At 63.4% G+C, this 16610-nt stretch carries 15 protein-coding genes and 1 tRNA gene; 4 read left to right on the top strand and 12 right to left on the bottom strand.

What is annotated here, in order from left to right; translation table 11 throughout:
* The first annotated feature begins 13 nt into the window (after window positions 1-13).
* Window positions 14-1174, top strand: coding sequence for an ABC transporter substrate-binding protein (locus BLR13_RS26605; RefSeq protein WP_074817783.1), 1161 nt, complete (start codon window positions 14-16; stop codon window positions 1172-1174).
* Window positions 1175-1366: 192 nt separating this feature from the next.
* On the opposite strand, the gene BLR13_RS26600 is transcribed toward BLR13_RS26605, so the two are convergent.
* The 12 genes from BLR13_RS26600 to BLR13_RS26545 form a co-directional block, all read right to left on the bottom strand.
* Entirely contained in the window at window positions 1367-2560 is a 1194-nt protein-coding gene (locus BLR13_RS26600) for an acyl-CoA dehydrogenase family protein (RefSeq protein ID WP_083387582.1), read from the bottom strand.
* Window positions 2557-3495 carry an alpha/beta hydrolase gene (locus BLR13_RS26595; protein ID WP_074817785.1) on the bottom strand — a complete coding sequence of 313 codons (939 nt, stop codon included), beginning with the start codon at window positions 3493-3495 and terminating at the stop codon, window positions 2557-2559. Before BLR13_RS26595 ends, BLR13_RS26600 begins: the two co-directional genes overlap by 4 nt.
* Before the next feature lies 1 nt (window position 3496).
* The gene (locus BLR13_RS26590) at window positions 3497-4255 is read right to left on the bottom strand and encodes an SDR family NAD(P)-dependent oxidoreductase (protein ID WP_074817786.1); all 759 of its coding nucleotides are present in this window, start codon (window positions 4253-4255) and stop codon (window positions 3497-3499) included.
* Between the two features lie 2 nt (window positions 4256-4257).
* Window positions 4258-5052 carry an enoyl-CoA hydratase/isomerase family protein gene (locus BLR13_RS26585; protein ID WP_074817787.1) on the bottom strand — a complete coding sequence of 265 codons (795 nt, stop codon included), beginning with the start codon at window positions 5050-5052 and terminating at the stop codon, window positions 4258-4260.
* 73 nt (window positions 5053-5125) lie between these two features.
* Window positions 5126-5620 carry an aromatic-ring-hydroxylating dioxygenase subunit beta gene (locus tag BLR13_RS26580; RefSeq protein ID WP_074817789.1) on the bottom strand — a complete coding sequence of 165 codons (495 nt, stop codon included), beginning with the start codon at window positions 5618-5620 and terminating at the stop codon, window positions 5126-5128.
* Window positions 5620-6879 carry an aromatic ring-hydroxylating oxygenase subunit alpha gene (locus BLR13_RS26575; protein WP_074817791.1) on the bottom strand — a complete coding sequence of 420 codons (1260 nt, stop codon included), beginning with the start codon at window positions 6877-6879 and terminating at the stop codon, window positions 5620-5622. The genes BLR13_RS26580 and BLR13_RS26575 overlap by 1 nt, the downstream gene beginning before the upstream one ends.
* A gap of 239 nt (window positions 6880-7118) precedes the next feature.
* Window positions 7119-7194, bottom strand: a tRNA-Lys gene (locus tag BLR13_RS26570).
* A 175-nt stretch (window positions 7195-7369) separates the two neighbouring features.
* Window positions 7370-7990 carry a Spy/CpxP family protein refolding chaperone gene (locus BLR13_RS26565; RefSeq protein WP_074817793.1) on the bottom strand — a complete coding sequence of 207 codons (621 nt, stop codon included), beginning with the start codon at window positions 7988-7990 and terminating at the stop codon, window positions 7370-7372.
* Between the two features lie 160 nt (window positions 7991-8150).
* Complete coding sequence (locus BLR13_RS26560; RefSeq protein ID WP_074817795.1) at window positions 8151-9434, bottom strand: TRAP transporter large permease; 1284 nt, start codon at window positions 9432-9434, stop codon at window positions 8151-8153.
* Window positions 9434-10003 (bottom strand): TRAP transporter small permease, encoded by a 570-nt coding sequence (locus tag BLR13_RS26555; RefSeq protein ID WP_074817797.1) that lies wholly within the window; start codon window positions 10001-10003, stop codon window positions 9434-9436. The genes BLR13_RS26560 and BLR13_RS26555 overlap by 1 nt, the downstream gene beginning before the upstream one ends.
* Window positions 10004-10191: 188 nt before the next feature.
* Window positions 10192-11193 (bottom strand): TRAP transporter substrate-binding protein, encoded by a 1002-nt coding sequence (locus BLR13_RS26550; protein ID WP_074817799.1) that lies wholly within the window; start codon window positions 11191-11193, stop codon window positions 10192-10194.
* Window positions 11194-12256: 1063 nt separating this feature from the next.
* On the bottom strand, window positions 12257-13267 hold the full coding sequence (locus BLR13_RS26545; RefSeq protein WP_079585858.1) for a LacI family DNA-binding transcriptional regulator: 1011 nt from the start codon (window positions 13265-13267) through the stop codon (window positions 12257-12259).
* Window positions 13268-13365: 98 nt separating this feature from the next.
* On the opposite strand from BLR13_RS26545, the gene BLR13_RS26540 reads away from it, so the two are divergent.
* The 3 genes from BLR13_RS26540 (at window position 13366) to BLR13_RS26530 (ending at window position 16590) form a co-directional block, all read left to right on the top strand.
* On the top strand, window positions 13366-14235 hold the full coding sequence (locus BLR13_RS26540; protein WP_074817801.1) for a phytanoyl-CoA dioxygenase family protein: 870 nt from the start codon (window positions 13366-13368) through the stop codon (window positions 14233-14235).
* A gap of 120 nt (window positions 14236-14355) precedes the next feature.
* The gene (locus BLR13_RS26535; protein ID WP_074817804.1) at window positions 14356-15708 is read left to right on the top strand and encodes an MFS transporter; all 1353 of its coding nucleotides are present in this window, start codon (window positions 14356-14358) and stop codon (window positions 15706-15708) included.
* A 27-nt stretch (window positions 15709-15735) separates the two neighbouring features.
* Entirely contained in the window at window positions 15736-16590 is an 855-nt protein-coding gene (locus BLR13_RS26530) for a sugar phosphate isomerase/epimerase family protein (protein WP_074817806.1), read from the top strand.
* The last annotated feature ends 20 nt before the right edge of the window (window positions 16591-16610 follow it).

The following is a 16610-nucleotide window of genomic DNA, read 5'->3' as shown; positions in this document are numbered from 1 at the left end:
GGAGGAGGAAACAATGATCAAATATCTGGCGACCGCGTCGCTGTTGCTCGCGGGCGCGTATCTCACGACCGGCCCCGCGCTGGCCGCCGATCCCGGGATCACCGACACCGAAATCCTGATCGGCGACGTCGAACCCTTGACCGGCCCACCGGCGCTGCTCGGCGTGGCCGCATCGATCGGCCACAAGATCGCGATCGCGGAAGCCAACGCCGCCGGCGGCATCAACGGCCGCAAGATCAAATATGTGCTCGAAGACGACGGCTACGTCACCGCCCGCACCATCCAGGGCGCCAAGAAGGTGATCGACGTCGACAAGGTGTTTGCCATGCTCGGCATCTCCGGCTCGGGTCAATCCATCGCCGTGATGCCGGTGCTGGAAAAGGCCGGGATCCCCACCGTCATCGACGTGGCGCCGGTCAAATTCCTCTGGGAACCGCCGCGCAAGAACGTGTTCGTGGTCGGGCAATCCTACGAGGAAGGCATCATCCACCTCGTCAACTATCTCGCCGACAAGAACCCCGGCAAGAAATGGGGCCTGATCACGCAGGACGACGATTACGGCATCACCGTGCGCGACGGCTTCGACACCGTGGTCAAGGCCAAGAAGCTCAACGTGGTCTACAGCGGCAACTACAAAAAGGGCCAGCAGGACTTCTCGTCCGACATGCTGCAGCTGAAGGATTCCGGCGCCGAGGTATTTCTGGCCGGCGGCATTATCGGCGAGAACATCGCGATGATGAAGGAGCTGGAGAAGCTCAACATCAAGCCCGTCGTCGGCATCTTCTGGCCCGGACGGGTCGAGCCGGTGCTGAAGCTGATGGGACCTGCCGGCGACGGCATCTACGCCGTCGATTACGTCGAGCCGTTCGCTGGTCGCGCCGGCAAGGCGTTTCTGGAGAAGGCCAAGGGCCTGCTTCCGGAAGCCGAAATGAAAGGCATCAACCGCTACAGCATGACCGGTTATGCCGCCGCCAAGGTCTTGATTGAAGCGATCGGACGCTGCGGCAAGGAGCCGAGCTGGGCCTGCACCATCGCGGAGCTGGAAAAGACCAAGAACGTCGAAACCGGTGTCATGGCGCCGATCAGCTTCGGCCCCGGCGTCCGGTTCTCGAACCAGAAGCTGCAGATCATGCAGTCCGAGTTCTCGACGCTGAGTTTTAAGCCGGTGAACTGAGGGTCGGGTCGGACCCGCTCACACCGCCACGACGGCAGTGGGCTCCCTCTCCCGCTTGCGGGGGAGGGTTGGGGTGGGGGTGCCGCCGCGAGTCAGACCGTTCGTGTGGAGAGAGTTCCCCCACCCGGATCGCATCTTCCGATGCGATCCGACCTCCCCCCGCAAGCGGGAGGGGTGAAGGAACGGCATCCCTCACATTCGCTTGGCGACCTCTTCCAGCATGACCTCGGTGGCGCCGCCGCCGATGGTCAGGACCCGCGCATCGCGCACCATCCGCTCGATCGGCGTTCCCCGCATGAAGCCGGTGCCGCCATGCAGTTGCAGGCAGCCGTGCACGACCTCGTGCAGCACTTCCGGCGACAGCGCCTTCACCATCGAGACTTCGCGCGGGCACGGCTTGCCGGCCTCGACGAGTTCGGCGGCATGATAGGCGAGCGCCCGGGCAGCCGCGGCCTTGGTGGCGAGCGAGGCGAGCTTGAGCCGCACCGCCTGCTGGTTCCATAGCGGGCCCCCGAACGCCTGGCGGCTCTTCACGTAGTTGGTGGTCAGTTCGATCGCCTTGGCGGATTCGCCGGCGCAGATGCCGCCGATGCAGATCCGCTCGTTCTCGAAGGTCTCCATGATGCCATAGAAACCGCGGTTCTCCTCGCCCAGCAGGTTTGCGGCGGGAATGCGGACATCCTGGAACGCGATCTCGGCGGTGTCGGAGCAAAGCCAGCCGTGCTTGTCGAGCTTGGTCACGGAGATGCCCGGCGTCGTCCGCTCGACGATGAACAGCGAAATGCCGCGGCTGCCCTTGGCGGCGGGATCGGTGCGCGCGGCGACGATCAGGATGTCGCCATAGACAGCGTTGGTGATGAACATCTTCGCGCCGTTGATCACCCAGTCATCACCGTCGCGACGGGCCCGCGTCTTCAGCCCGGCAACGTCGGAGCCGGCATCGGGCTCGGTGACGGCGATCGAGCAGATGGTCTCGCCTCGGATGATCGCGGGAAGATATTTCTGCTTTTGCTCCGGCGTCCCGCGCAAGGTGATGTGAACGGCCGACATGTCGGTGTGAACCAGCACCGACGAGGTGAAACCGCCGAAGGTCGAACGTCCGAGTTCCTCCGCCCACACCATCGACGCCAGCGGCCCCATATCGGTGCCGCCATATTCGGCCGCGTGACGCATGCCGAGGAATCCAAGCGCGCCCATGCGGCGGTAGATCTCGCGCGGGATCTTGCCGTCGCGCTCCCACTGCTCGCCATAGGGTACCACTTCCTTCTCGACAAACCGGCGCACCTGCTCGCGCAGCATCCGCAGCTCCTCGGATAACTGCGGCTGCTCCGAAAAATGGAATTCACTATCGGAATGAGTGCGGGGATCGGCGGCCCTGACGTTCATGATGATGCCCTTTCGGCCTTGATATGGAGGTGTCGGTCGAGAAACATGGCGATCTCTGCAATAGCCCGGTGCGCCTCAGGAAGCTCCGCACCGAACATCTGGAAGACGTGGATCATGCCATCCCAGACCTGCAGATCAACCTCGACACCGGCGACGCGCGCCTTGTCGGCAAACATGACGGAATCGTCCAATACGGTTTCGCGGTCGCCGGCCTGGATCAATAATGGCGGCAAGTCGGTGAGATCAGCGTAGAGCGGCGATACCAGGGGATCGCAGGGATCGCCCTGCCCGCCCAGATAGGCCTGGGCCAGCGCCAGGATCATCGGGCGCTGATGGATCGGGTCCGCTTCGGCTCGGCTCACGTAGCTCGCGCCGGTCGCCGCCAGATCGGTCCATGGCGACATCAGCACACCCGCCGCAGGCAGCGGTAGCCAACGCTCGCGGAGGCTTACCATCGCAGCGAGCGCAAGATTGCCGCCGGCGGAATCCCCGGCAAAGGCGATGTTGCCGGGCTCGAACCCCTGGCCGAGCATCCAGTCATAGGCAGCCTGCGCATCGTCAAGTGCGGCTGGAAAACGATGCTCCGGCGCCAGCCGATAATTGATGGCGAGCACGCGGCAGCCGCTCGCAACCGCGATCTGCGCGATCAGGTCGCGGTGCGAGGCGACCGAGCCGACGCGAAAGCCGCCGCCGTGGAAATAGAGAACGGCCTTGTCCTTTGGCGCATTGGCCGGCGATATCCATTCGCCGTCGACGCCACCGGCCGAGACGCCTTCGCATGTCACGGGAGCGGTTGTGCCGCCGAAGGCCGCATCCCAGTCGCTGCGCATCCTGGCTATCGTCGTGTCGCGGTTCCAGCTGCGGTAGACTGCGCGAATTCGCGCGATCGCTCGATCGATCGGAGCTGGCGCGATATCTTCAGCCGCACGTGCCATCTCAACCGCCCAATCCCATGCCGCCGGATACGCCGATGGTTTCGCCGGTGATATAGGCCGCCTGATCGGACGCCAGGAAGCGCACGGCGGCGGCGATTTCCTCGGGCTCGCCGAGCCGCTGCAACAGGGTGGCATCGGTCATCGCGTGCAGGATCTTGTCGCCGCCCTTGGCGACGGCCGCTTCCAGCATCGGCGTCCGGATCGGTCCCGGCGCGATCGAATTGGCTGTGATCCCGAAGCGTGCGTTTTCGCGCGCGATGCTCTTGGTGAAGGCGATCACGCCGCCCTTGGCCGCCGAATAGACCGCGCCGCCCTTGGAGCCCAGCCGCGCCGCCTCCGAAGTGATGTTGATGATGCGTCCGAAGCCGGCGGCCTGCATCGACGGCAACACGGCGTGGGTACAGGCAAAGACCGAGACCAGGTTGACCGCGAGCAACCTCGCCCAATCTTCCGGCGTGGTCTCGGTGAAGAACGCATGCTGGTCAACGCCGGCATTGTTGACGACGATATCGAACGGCCCGTGCTGCGACATGATCGCCTGCACCATGCCGGCGTCGCTGACATCGAGACGTACCGCGGTCGCACCGATCTGCGCTGCAAGAACGGTCGCGGTTTCGATATCGAGATCCGCGATCACGACGCGGGCGCCGGCCTCGGTAAAACTTCGCGCGATCGCCGCACCAATGCCTTTCGCGCCACCGGAAACGAAGGCGCTACGGCCATCGAGCCGCCCGAAAGGCCGGGTGCCAGCGGCTGGCATCGTCAGCGTCCCGTAAACTTCGGTTTGCGGCGCTCGATGACGGCGGCCAGACCTTCGCGCGCGTCGGCCATCCCGGACAGTTCGGATACGGTGCGCGCCTCTTCCGACAGGCACTGCTCGATGCTGAGCGCCGTCCCGGCCCAGACCAGCCGCTTGGTCGCGGCCAAGGCCTTCGGCGCGCCATCCGCCAGTTCCCGCGCCATCGCGAGTGATGCTTCCGCAAGGTCGGCATCTGGAACCACCTTGGTGACGATACCCATCGCCAGCGCCTCGGGCGCCGAGATCACCGGATTGGTCAACAGGATCGACATCGCGCGGCGCAAGCCGACCAGCCGCGACAGTGTGACAGACACACCGGCGTCGGGCGCCATCGCGACCCGCGTCGCGCCCGCCAGAAATTTGGCGGACTCGCCGGCGATGACGATATCGGAGGCGCAGACCAGACCAAAACCGCCGCCACCGGCGGCAAACCCCTGAACCGAGGTGACGACGGGGGCCTCGAGCCGCAACAGCCCGGTCACCGCGTTCTGCAGGTAGGCGGTGGCCTGCCGGATATAGTCGGGCAGTTTTTCGCCCTTCGATGCAAACGCCCTGACATCGCCGCCGGCGCAGAAGTTCGTGCCTTCGCCGCTCAGCAGCAGCACGCGCAGGTCCGGTTGGCCGTGGCAGACCATGATGGCGTCGCATAGCGCGCTCAAGAGTTCGGCGCTCATGCCGTTGGCCGCATCCGGGCGGTTGAGGCGCAGCCGCGCGATGCCGTCGGCGATATCGAGCAGCACAGGTCCCTTGTCGATCATGGCTTGTTTCCGCCCACTTTGTTTTGACGCGTTTTCTTTACGTGAACCGGTACCCACTTCACTTGAAAACGCTCTAGATGAGGAACGAGAGCGTAAACAGCGCTTTCTCGTTGTTGACCAGGATCACCTTCTTGTACGCCATCCGCAGTTCACCATCGACATAGCGCAGCCGGTATTCGTTGCGCGCGGCCCAGACGGTGTCGTCGCGCAGGCTGGATTCGAACACAAGGCAGTTGCTCGCGACCGAAATATCGCCGCCCGGCTGTTGGTCCATCAATTCGATGTTGGATACCAGGCGCCGCAGCCGCGATTGCGGCGTCTGGGTGTGGCGCTTGCCGGTCAGCAACTGCTTGATGCGAAGCGTAATCCGCGAGCGGTTGTCGTAGATGATCGACATCTGCTGTTCGGGATCGATATCGTCGCCATTGGCCGGCACCCAATAGATGCCGTCATCGGTCCAAAGCGCCTCCCAGGCCTCGTATTGGTGCTCGTCCTGGAACCGTGCTTCCTTGTAGATGAAGGCCGTCACGGCGCTCATTAGGGTAGCGCTGCTTTCGCGCGACAGCATCACACCGCCTCCATCAGCCGGCGATAATGGCTCCAGATGCCGCGCGACGGGACTTCGTCGGTGACATGGCCGACCTTGAATCCGAGGTCGTCCTGACGCTCGCGCCGTTCGCCGCGGCCGAGGAATATCCATTCCGGATTGCGCGCCAGCACACCGCGATGGCAGCGCTCGTACATTTCCGAATCGTCCGCGAGCAGCAGGCCGGCCGGGCCGACCGAACCCATGGTCTGCTGGCGCAGCCGCCGGTTCATGTCGGGCGCGCCCTTGAACTGCAGCGCCGTGACATGCTGCACGCTGTCATCAACCGCGAGCGGCTGGATCACAAACATCTGAATTTCGGCAATGAACAGGTTCGGAAAGATCATCACATGCGGCGAGCCGTCGATCATGATCTCGCGCGCGGTCTGGTCGCCATAGGCGGCCTTCATCCGCGCGGTATAATCTGGCAACCGCGCTTCGGTGGTGCCGAACCAGCTCATCGGCGCGTCGCGCTTGCGGAATTCGGGCCGCAGGTCGATCTCGGTATGGCCGTTGCCGTAGTCGCGCGTCACCGCGGTCGACGCGCCGCCATAGAGCTTGCCGATCGCGCTGTCGGCCACGCCGAAGATCGAGGAATGCACGAAGGCCGGATGATAGCCGTCGCATTCGTTCTCCAGGATGAATTTCCAGTTGGCCTTGACGCGATGCTTGAGGAAGCCGGCCGTTACCTCGACTTCGCCCTCCGGCGAGAACCGAACCAGCCGGTCGATGGTCTCGGCCGCGCCGCCGAGATGCTCTTCCAGCGTCGGGCCTTCGGCGGCGAACGAGCCGAACACGAAACCGCGATAGGACTGAACCCGCGTCACGCGGCCGAGCGAAAGCTTCGACTTGTCCTGGCCTTCATAGCCGTCGGGAAACGCGTAGCCGACCAGCCTGCCGTCGTTGGCGAAGGTCCAGGAGTGAAACGGGCATGTGAAGGAACGCGCGTTGCCCTTGTCGTAGGAACAGACCTGGTTGCCGCGATGCGAGCAGCGATTGAGCAGGAGGTTGACCTTGCCCTGCTCGTCCCGGGTCATGATCACCGATTGCGGGCCGATCGACTTGACGACGTAGTCGTTGGCGTTGGGCACCTCGCTCTCGTGCCCGACATAGACCCAGGTCCGGTACCAGATGTTCTGCAGTTCGGCTTCGAAGATCGCGGGGTCGCTGTAGAGCGAGCCGTGCACCCGGTCCGGCCGGATCAATTCGCCCCACTGTGACGCGCGCGGCACGACGTTCATCGCTGCATCTCCCATGGCTGGCCCGGGCTCTCTTCGCGGAGACCTGAGGTTTGTCTAAAAATAATCCGACTGACCGTTCTAATAATAGCACCGGCGTTTTCAGGCTTCAAGGGTCTTTTCGCGCGGACGAAGCCGGTGGACTGGCTGATGTGGATGAAGCTGATGGAGAGAAGCGGCGATACTGAAGCAAACCGCGGCTGGTTCGCGCGTTTTTCAGACCGCTAAGTTCTTGAAAGGCTTGGTGGGCGCACCAGGGCTCGAACCTGGGACCCGATGATTAAGAGTCATCTGCTCTACCAACTGAGCTATGCGCCCGGATCTTGGTCCGGAGAAGCCCTGCAAGAGGGCGTCGTTTAGCAAAGCGACTCCGCGATGTCCAGCAAGCCGGGATGAGTTTTCCCGGCCTTTGGCGAGCCCCCGGAACGGCAAAAAGCCGCTGAATTTCAGCGGCTTCCGCCGTTACCGGGGTCGACACGCCGAAAGCTGCTGCCTAGAGCCGCTCGGGGCCGCCCCGATCCGGGCCGCCGTCGCGGTCGTAGCGATTCCGATCAAGTCCGCGACCCCGGCCGCCATCGTCGCGGTCACGGTCAAAGCCGCGGTCCGGGCCCATGCCGCCCGGCCCCATGCCGTCGTGATGGCGCCAGCCTTCGCCGCCGCCGAACCGGTGTTCCATGTGGGTCAGCACGGCAAGGCGGCGCTTCTGGCCGTCATCCAGCGTCTTGTAGAGCGGGTCGGCGGCATCGGCGATTTTCTTCATGGCCACAGCCGAGGTTGCCATGTTGTCGGCGCGTTCGCGCAAGCGCGCGACCGGGTCGTCCGGCTTCTGCTGGCTGGAGTCGTCCTTCTCCGAATTCATCCGCGCATTGGCGCGATCGATCCGCAGTTTTGCAAATTCCTTCACCGCGGCTTCCACCGGCGGCCACAGCTTTTCCTGATCGGCCGAAAGCTTCAGCCCGGCATGAACGGCTGCGATCCGCGCATCGGCGAACGCCGCCCTGTCCTCCGGATTCATCCGCATGTGTCCGTAGGACCAATGACGGTGCTGGGCGTAGACGGCAGTCGAACCGGCGATCGCGAGTACGGCAACCGCGGCGATGGTGAACTTTCTCATGCGAACCTCCTGTAAAGGTTGCCTGAAGATGGGCCCACATCGGCCGGGGTTCAACTTAACTCTTGGAAAGAGAGCTCGCTCTTACCAAGATGTAATGTGACGCCGTTTTGATCCACCGCAATGCCGATCCTTCGCAAGGGATGGCCAACTGCGGCAAAATCTAGATCATTCCGAGCAGCCGCGGCAACCACAGCGATATTTCGGGCACATAGGTGATCAGCCCGAGGAAGACCAGCATCGCGCACAGCCACGGCAGCACCGCGATCGTGATCTCGCTGATCCCCATCTTGGCGATACTGCTGGCGATGTAGAGGTTTAGGCCGACCGGCGGATGACACAATCCGACCTCGGTGTTGACGATCATCAGCACGCCCAAATGAACCGGATGGATGCCGAGCTTGGTCGCCAGCGGAAACAGGATCGGCGCCATGATCAGGAGGATCGACGACGGATCCATCACGTTGCCGGCCAGCAGCAGGATGATGTTGACGACCAGCAGGAACATCCAGATCGAGAAATTCTTGTCGATGATCCACGCCGCCATCTCCTGCGGGATCTGCTCCGACGTCATCAGGAATGAGAACAGCACCGCGTTGGTAATGATGTAGAGCAGCATCGAGCTCATGCTCGCGGCCTGCAGCAGCACCCTCGGCACTTCCGTGAGCTTCAGTTCCTTGTAGACGAACACCGTGATGAAGAAGGCATAGACCGCGGCAACTGCAGCCGCTTCCGTCGGCGTGAAGATGCCGCCATAGATGCCGCCGAGCACGATACCGATCAGCAGCAGGCCCCAGAGGCTTTCACGGAACGCGGTCCATTGCTGGCCGAGGCTGGCCTTCGGCATCTTCGGATAGCCGTTGCGCAGCGCGACAACGAAGGTCACCGCGGCGAGCATCAGCGCGAGAATGATGCCGGGCACGATGCCGGCCATGAACAGCGCGCCGATCGAGGTATTGGTGGAGACCCCGTACAGCACGAGAATGATCGAGGGTGGGACCAGGATGCCGAGCGCGCCTGAGGTCGCGATCACGCCGACGCCGAACCGGCGCGGATAGCCATGCTCGACCATTGCCGGCATCATGATCGAGCCGATCGCCACCACCGTGGCCACGCTCGATCCGGAGATCGCGGCGAACATCGCACAGGCCGCGACGCCGGCGAGACCGAGACCGCCCGGGAAATGTCCGACCAGCGAAGTCGTGAACGCGATCATCCGCCGCGCCACGCCGCCACGGGTCAGGAAGGTGCCGGCCAGGATGAAGAACGGGATCGCCATGATGCCGAAATTGTCGAGGCCCGAAAACAGTTTCAGGCCGACGCTTTCGATCGGCACCTGTGTCATCGTGAACAGGAATGTCAGCACGGTGAGGCCGAGCGAAATCGAGATCGGCATGCCGGTCAGCATCAGCGCGAACAGCAGTCCGAAAATAATGGCGGCGCTCATCACGCTTCTCCGAGCGCGATCGGCGCGGTCTTGCTGGTTTCGACGCCATCGACATGGGTGGCGTCATGATGCGGCAGTTCGTCGGTCCGCCAGTAGGTCCACACCACCTGGAGAAAGCGGAAGCACATCAGATACGAGCCGAGCGGAATGCAGGCGTAGACGATCCAGCTCGGTATCTCCAGGTCGGGCGAGGTCTGGTCGGTCGACATCAATTCGATGACGAATTTGGCGCCCATGGTGCCGACGATCGCCGTGAACAGCGCGCCGCCCATCAGGCCGAACAGGATGGTGACCTTGCGCCAGCGATCGTTGAGCCGGTTGATCAGCACATCGACACCGACATGGATGCCGGTTCGCACGCCGTAGGCGGCGCCGAACTTGGCCATCCAGATGAACATGTAGATGCACAGCTCCTGGGTCCAGGCGATGTGAATCTGGATCAGATACGGATAGAGAAACGGAATGCCGGTGCCAAACCGGTGCACGACGGCAACGAAGATCAGCAAGGTCGCGGCGCCCATCAGCGTGCTGATCAGGATTTCCTCGAGCCGATCAAGGATACGAAGCATCTAACCCCCAAGTGCATTCGATAGAATTCAGGTGCGGCCGCGAAGCAACTTCGCCTCTCCCGCTTGCGGGGGAAGTCGACGCAACGCGCCGGTGGGGGAAATCTCTCCACACTGACAGTGTGACTCGCGGCGACACCCCCACCCCAGCCCTCCCCCGCAAGCGGGAGAGGGAGCGTAACTCTCCCGTTCTAGTGGCCCGCCTGGCCGGTCTCTTTCATGAACTCGTCGATCAGCGGCTGGCCGACGCGGGTCGCGACATCCTTGTAGACCGGCTCCATCGCCTTGCGCATCGCGGCGTCCTGTTCCGGCGTCAGCGTGACGATCTCGGTCTTGCCGCTCTTCTTGATCAGCTCGAGCGCGTCCTCGTTTTCCTTTGCCGACTGGCCGTTGCCGAAAGCGGTCGCTTCCTTCATGGCCTTGTCGAGCTCGCTGCGGATGTCGGCCGGCAGGCCGTCCCAGAACTTCTTGTTCACGACCACGACGTAACCGATGTAGCCGTGGTTGGTGACGGTGGCGAACTTCTGCACCTCATGCATTTTCTGGGTGTAGATGTTGGACCAGGTGTTCTCCTGGCCATCGACCACGCCGGTCTGCAGCGCCTGATAGACTTCGCCGAACGCCATCACCTGCGGGATCGAACCGAGCGCGCGGAACTGGGCCTCGAGCACCTTCGACGACTGGATGCGGAACTTGACGCCCTTGTAGTCGGCGGGGGTGACGAGCTTCCTGTTGGCGCTCATCTGCTTGAAGCCGTTGTCCCAGTAAGCGAGGCCGGTCATGCCCTTGGAATCGAGCAGCTTGAGCAACCTGGCGCCGAGCGGACCGTCGGTGACTTTGCGCAGCGTGGTCAGGTCGGGAAGGATATAGGGCAGATCGAACACCTCGAATTCCTTGACCCCGATCGGGCCGAATTTCGAGTTCGACGGCGCCAGCATCTGCACCGCGCCGAGCTGCAGCGCTTCCAGCTCTTCCTTGTCCTTGTAGAGCGTCGAGTTCGGGTAGACTTCGACCTTGACCTTGCCGCTGGTGTATTTTTCGGCCAGTTCCTTGAACTTGTCGGCCGCCTTGCCCTTCGGCGTGTCGGAAGCCACCACATGGCTGAACTTGATGACAATCGGCGCCTGGGCCGCGGCCGGACCGGCCAGAGCCAATGCCGCGACCGATGCCGCAGCCAAAATCAATCCACGCATGTTTCCTCCCGCGCTATTTTTGCAGGACACGAGAATGGTCCCGGTCCCGAACCTTGTATGCCAGCCGCACCAATACAGAGAAGCGAGCCGGATTGCCATTGCCCCTTTAGCAGGGGCCCTTCATTCGGTTTTGTTGCACTGCAAAATGCGACATTCTGTCTATACGCGGCCGGTCTGTTCGATCGGCAAACCGCTTTCGCCCTGCGCGCCGGACGCTGTGCGCCGGGTTTCGCGGCGGCGTCCAGTAGAGGTTGGCTCATGCAGGGTTCGCAGTAGCAGAACGGTGGATGCTTACCTTGCATCCCCGGGGGAGTGAACTGCCGTGGCCCGCCTTCCCCACGTCATCGCGAGCGAAGCGAAGCAATCCATTCTTTCTTTGCGCGGCGCGACGGATTGCTTCGCTGGCGCTCGCAATGACGACTGACATGCGCCCGCGTTCTCGCGGCGCTGATCGCCCGAAGTTTTGCAAAAAACCTTGCCCTCGAAATCAGAGGGCGCGGGGAAGACCGGGTGCGCGCTGCACCCGCGGTCTCGCAGGCATGATGCACAAGGAAAGTGCGCCCACGAGCATACAGGTTCAGCGGTGAACACACCGGCCTCCCCCACGCAATGGCTTTACGGCTTATACGATTTCGTCCTGGTGACCGGCTTTATTGCCACCATCATCAACGTCAGCTTTCGCTTCCGCCAACTTGACGCCAGCACCGGGGCGTCGAACCCAAACGATTTCGCCGTACGCAAAAGCCGCGCTCGTCAGTCGCGCCCCTGCGTCCACCGCATCTCACCGCACGGTCGTGACGATCGCGATCGCCCCTCTTGGTTGCCGCGAGACGGGCGGAGTTAGACGTCTGATTTGCCCGACGCTGCAACGGAAATATTTTTAGCGGAAGCGCTGGACATACTTTTGGTGATTTGCCCGTCGCGCCAATTTGTCGCACCTTTCGTCATTGCGGGCGACGCGACTCGGCCATCGTAGCTCAACGAGCGAAGGCGGAAGCATCCATGGCGCGGCATGCTGAAACATGGATTGCGTCGCCGCGTTGCCTCGCAATAACGGAAACACCTAGCCACTATCCCGAAGGACGAGTTCAAATCCGAGATCGATATGACGCGGCCCTTCCCGCGCCAGGATCAATTTTGCAGCGGTGCGTCCGATCGCATCGCCATTGACGCGGATGGTGGAGAGACTTGGCGCGATCAAACGGCCCATTTCGAGATCACCGAGGCCGATGATCGCAACCGGCTGCTCCGCGGCCGGGCCATTGCGCAACAAGCCGGCCGTTCGCAGACCGGACATGAAGCCGATCGCATGCGCATCGTTCGCTGCAAACACCGCGTCGATACCGGGTAACTCCGCGAGCGCGACGACACTGCCGGAGGCGTTGCGGTCCAGCACCAGCCGGCGCGGCGCCTTGGCGCCAAGCGCTTGTGCGGTGTCGTTGAACCCATTCCAGCGACGGGTAGCACGCGGATCGTCGCCGCCGATGAACGCCAGGCTGCTGCGGCCTTGCGCGACCAGATGGCGCGCCACCGCAACGCCGGCTTCGTAATTGTTGAAGCCGGCGACAGCGTCGATCGGCGCCGCCGGAAGATCCCACGTCTCCGCGACCGGAATTCCCGCGCGCCGCAGCAACCGCGCTCCGTCTTCGGTGGCCGGCGAGCCGACCATGATGATCGCCTCGGGGCGCCGCGACAGCAACGCCGAGAGCATGTGATCTTCGCGCGCAGCGTCGTAGCGCGACTGCGCCAGGATCACGGCATAGCCGAGTGGCTCCAATTCGTCGGACAGGCCCTGCACCGTATCGGCGAAGATCGAGTTGGCGATCGTTGGCACCAGCACGCCGATCGAACGGGTGCGCGCCCTCGCCAGTCCGACCGCGAGCTGGTTCGGCACATAGCCGAGTTCACGCATCGCGGCTTCGACCCGGCCCCTGGTTTCCGGCGCCACCAGATCCGGCAAGCGCACCACGCGGCTCACGGTAATCGACGATACGCCGGCCAGTTTGGCCACAGCCGACAGGGTCGGCGCGGAATGGGGCTCTTCGGGGCTTGTGATGTTCATCTGGGCGGACATTAGCGAGTGCAGGTCAGGAATGCACGATTCGACTTGAATATGGCAAATGACAACGTTAACATCTCAAATGACAACGTAAACATGGAGCATAAGCCCAGATGATCTCAGAGAAGGATGTGCAGACTTATCAACGCGATGGCGTGATCGTGGTGCCTGAGGTCCTGGGGGCCGACACGCTCTCCCAGATTCGCTCGGTGATCGCGGAGTTGGTCGCCGGATCGGCCAAAACCCTCGAACACACCGACGTCTATGACCTGGAGCCGGGCCACACCGCGGAAAGCCCGCGCGTCCGCCGCATCAAGACGCCGCACAAGGTGCACCAGCTGTTCGACGAGATCGTGCGCAGCGAACCCGTGCTCGAGATCCTGAAAAAGCTGCTCGGCCCGGGCCTGCGGCTGCACGGATCAAAACTCAACATGAAGTCGGCGCAGTATGGCTCGCCGGTCGAATGGCATCAGGACTGGGCGTTCTATCCGCACACCAATGACGACGTGCTCGCGATCGGCGTGTTGCTCGACGATTGCGATCTCGCCAACGGGCCGATGCTGGTGACGCCGGGCACGCACAACCGCGAGGTCTGGAACCATCACGGCGACGACGGCTGCTTCGCCGGCCTGATCGACCCCGACACCATCAAGGACGAAATCGAACGCGCGGTGCCGTGCATGGGCAAAGCCGGCAGCATGTCGTTCCACCATGTCCGCGCCTTGCACGGATCGGCCATGAACACCTCGGATCGCCCGCGCAATCTCCTGCTCTACGAAGTCGCCGCCAGCGACGCCTGGCCGCTGATGGGCGTGAAGGATTTTGACGAGTTCAACGGCCGCCTGCTGTCCGGCGATCCCGTCATTGCACCGCGGATGACCAACGTTCCGGTGCGGCTGCCGCTGCCGCCGGCCAAGCGGCAGGGATCGATTTACGAAACCCAGTCCGCGGCGAAGAAATCCTACTTCACCCGCGCCGCCTGAAGCTTGCGAATGCGCCCGTGCCATGCACGGGCGCCGACGAGACGACGTATCCGACACGACTTATCCGACAAGACTCGCGACGATCCAACAAAATGACAAAAAATCAAAACGGGGGAAACGATGACGGAGATTACAGCCAAGACTGACAATCGCTCGCGTTTGCGCGTGATCCTGGCGGCCAGTATCGGGTCCGCGCTCGAATGGTACGATTTCTTCCTGTACGGCACCGCCGCGGCATTGGTGTTCGGCGAGCTGTTCTTTCCCAAGAGCGATCCCGTGGTCGGCACCCTGCTGGCGTTCCTGACCTTTGGCGTCGGCTTCGTGGTGCGGCCGCTCGGCGGCGTCCTGTTCGGTATCATGGGCGACCGCTTCGGGCGTAAACCCGTTTTGGTGGCGACGCTGTTGATGATCGGCGTCGGCACCACGCTGATCGGCTTGCTGCCGACCTATGCCCAGATCGGCTATTGGGCGCCGGCGCTGCTGGTCGCCATGCGCGTCGTCCAGGGATTGGGAGCCGGCGCCGAATATGGCGGCGCGGTCATCTTCCTGGTCGAGAACGCGCCACCGAAGCATCGTGGCTTCTGGGGCAGCTTTGCACCGCTTGGCGTCTCCGTCGGCAATCTGCTCGCCGCCGGCGCCTTCGCGCTGGTGACCCTCTTGCCGCGCGAAGACCTGATGTCGTGGGGATGGCGTATTCCGTTCCTGGCCAGCTTCCTGCTGATCATGGTCGGCATCTACGTTCGCCTGAAGATTACGGAGACGCCGGTGTTCACCGAAGCCGTGCTCGCGCGCGGCAAGATCGAGCGCAACCCGGCGATGGAAGCGCTGAAGCGGCATCCGCGAAACTTCTTCGTGGTGCTGGGGGCGCGGCTGGCCGAAAACGGTCTCGGCTATCTGTTCCCGGTGTTCGGCCTCAGTTATGTCATTACAACCCTTGGGGTGCCGAAGTCCGAGGCGCTGAGCGCGCTGATGCTCGCCTTCGTCATCGAGCTGTTCACCATCATGGGGTTTGCCGCGCTCTCCGACCGCATCGGACGACGGCCGGTCTACATGTTCGGCGCACTCGCCGGCATCGTATGGGCGTTCCCGTTCTTCCTCCTGGTCGGCACCAAGGAGTGGATCTGGATCGCGGTCGCCTTCATCGGCGCGCGCGCCGTGGTGACAGCGGCGATGTTCGGCCCGCAGGCCGCCTACTTCGCCGAGCTGTTTCCTCCGCAGCGGCGTTTTGCCGGCTTCGCGTTTGCGCGCGAACTCGGCTCGCTGCTCGCCGGCGGTCCGGCGCCGTTCCTGGCCGCGGCGCTGGTGGCGTGGTCGGGAAGCTGGTGGCCGGTCGCCTGCTACGCGGCCTTCCTCGCGGCGTGCACGGCGTTCGCGATCTGGTGCGGTCCCGAGACCTATGAGGAGAGCATCACGGTCGACAACACCACGGATGGCGTCGCCATGCGGGCGGCGGCGATGCCGGCGCGGGCCTAGATCGGGTCCGGGAAACAGGTCGCAGTCATGGCGCAGCAGTTGCGCATCCTGCAGTCGCTCTGGGCGATGGAGCGGCGGCGGACGGATGCGGCGGAGTGGCCGCTGCAGACCCAGCTTGCGATGATCCGCGACGCCGGCTTCGACGGCGCCGGCGTCCGGTTCATCGATCCTGATTTCGCCGCGGAGGTCACTTCCTTCCTGCGCGACCACGGCATGATTTGGCAGGCGCAGTGCTACCCGACCAACGTCGACGACCTGAAACCGGTGCTGGAGCTGGTGGCGAGGCTTGGCGCCGACCACGTCAACTTGCAACCCAACGTGCGGCCGCAGCGGATTGAAGCCTGCATTCCGCTGCTGGAGGGCTGGCGCCGCCTCGGCGAGCAGGCCGGCGTCGCCGTGCATGTGGAAACCCACCGCGACCGCATGACCACCGATCTGTTTTTCACGCTGCAACTGCTGGATTGCTTTCCCGACCTGCGGCTCACCGCTGACGTCTCGCACTATCTGGTCGGTCGCGAGTTCGCCTGGCCCGTCGACGAGATCAATCATGCGATGATCCACCGCATTCTCGACAACTCCTGGGGAATCCACGGGCGGATCGCCAGCCGCGAGCAGGTGCAAATCTCGCTCGGCTTTCCGCAGCATCAGGGTTGGGTCGATCTGTTCATGAGCTGGTGGGAATATGCCATCCGCTCCTGGCGCAAACGCGCGGGCTCCGATGCCGTGCTGACCTTCCTGTGCGAACTCGGCGCGCCGCCCTATGCGATCACCGGACCGGACGGCGCGGAATTGTCGGATCGCTGGCAAGATGCACTGCGAATGAAGGACATGATCAGGGCGCTATGGCAGCGAATCGCGGAAGAGGATGCGCGTCCGCGATGACACAAATCCGAACGATGCCT

It is taken from the genome of Bradyrhizobium ottawaense (assembly GCF_900099825.1).
Classification (GTDB): domain Bacteria; phylum Pseudomonadota; class Alphaproteobacteria; order Rhizobiales; family Xanthobacteraceae; genus Bradyrhizobium; species Bradyrhizobium ottawaense_A.
The sequence above is the reverse complement of the archived record's forward strand: the minus strand, read 5'-3'. Positions and strand labels throughout refer to the sequence as shown.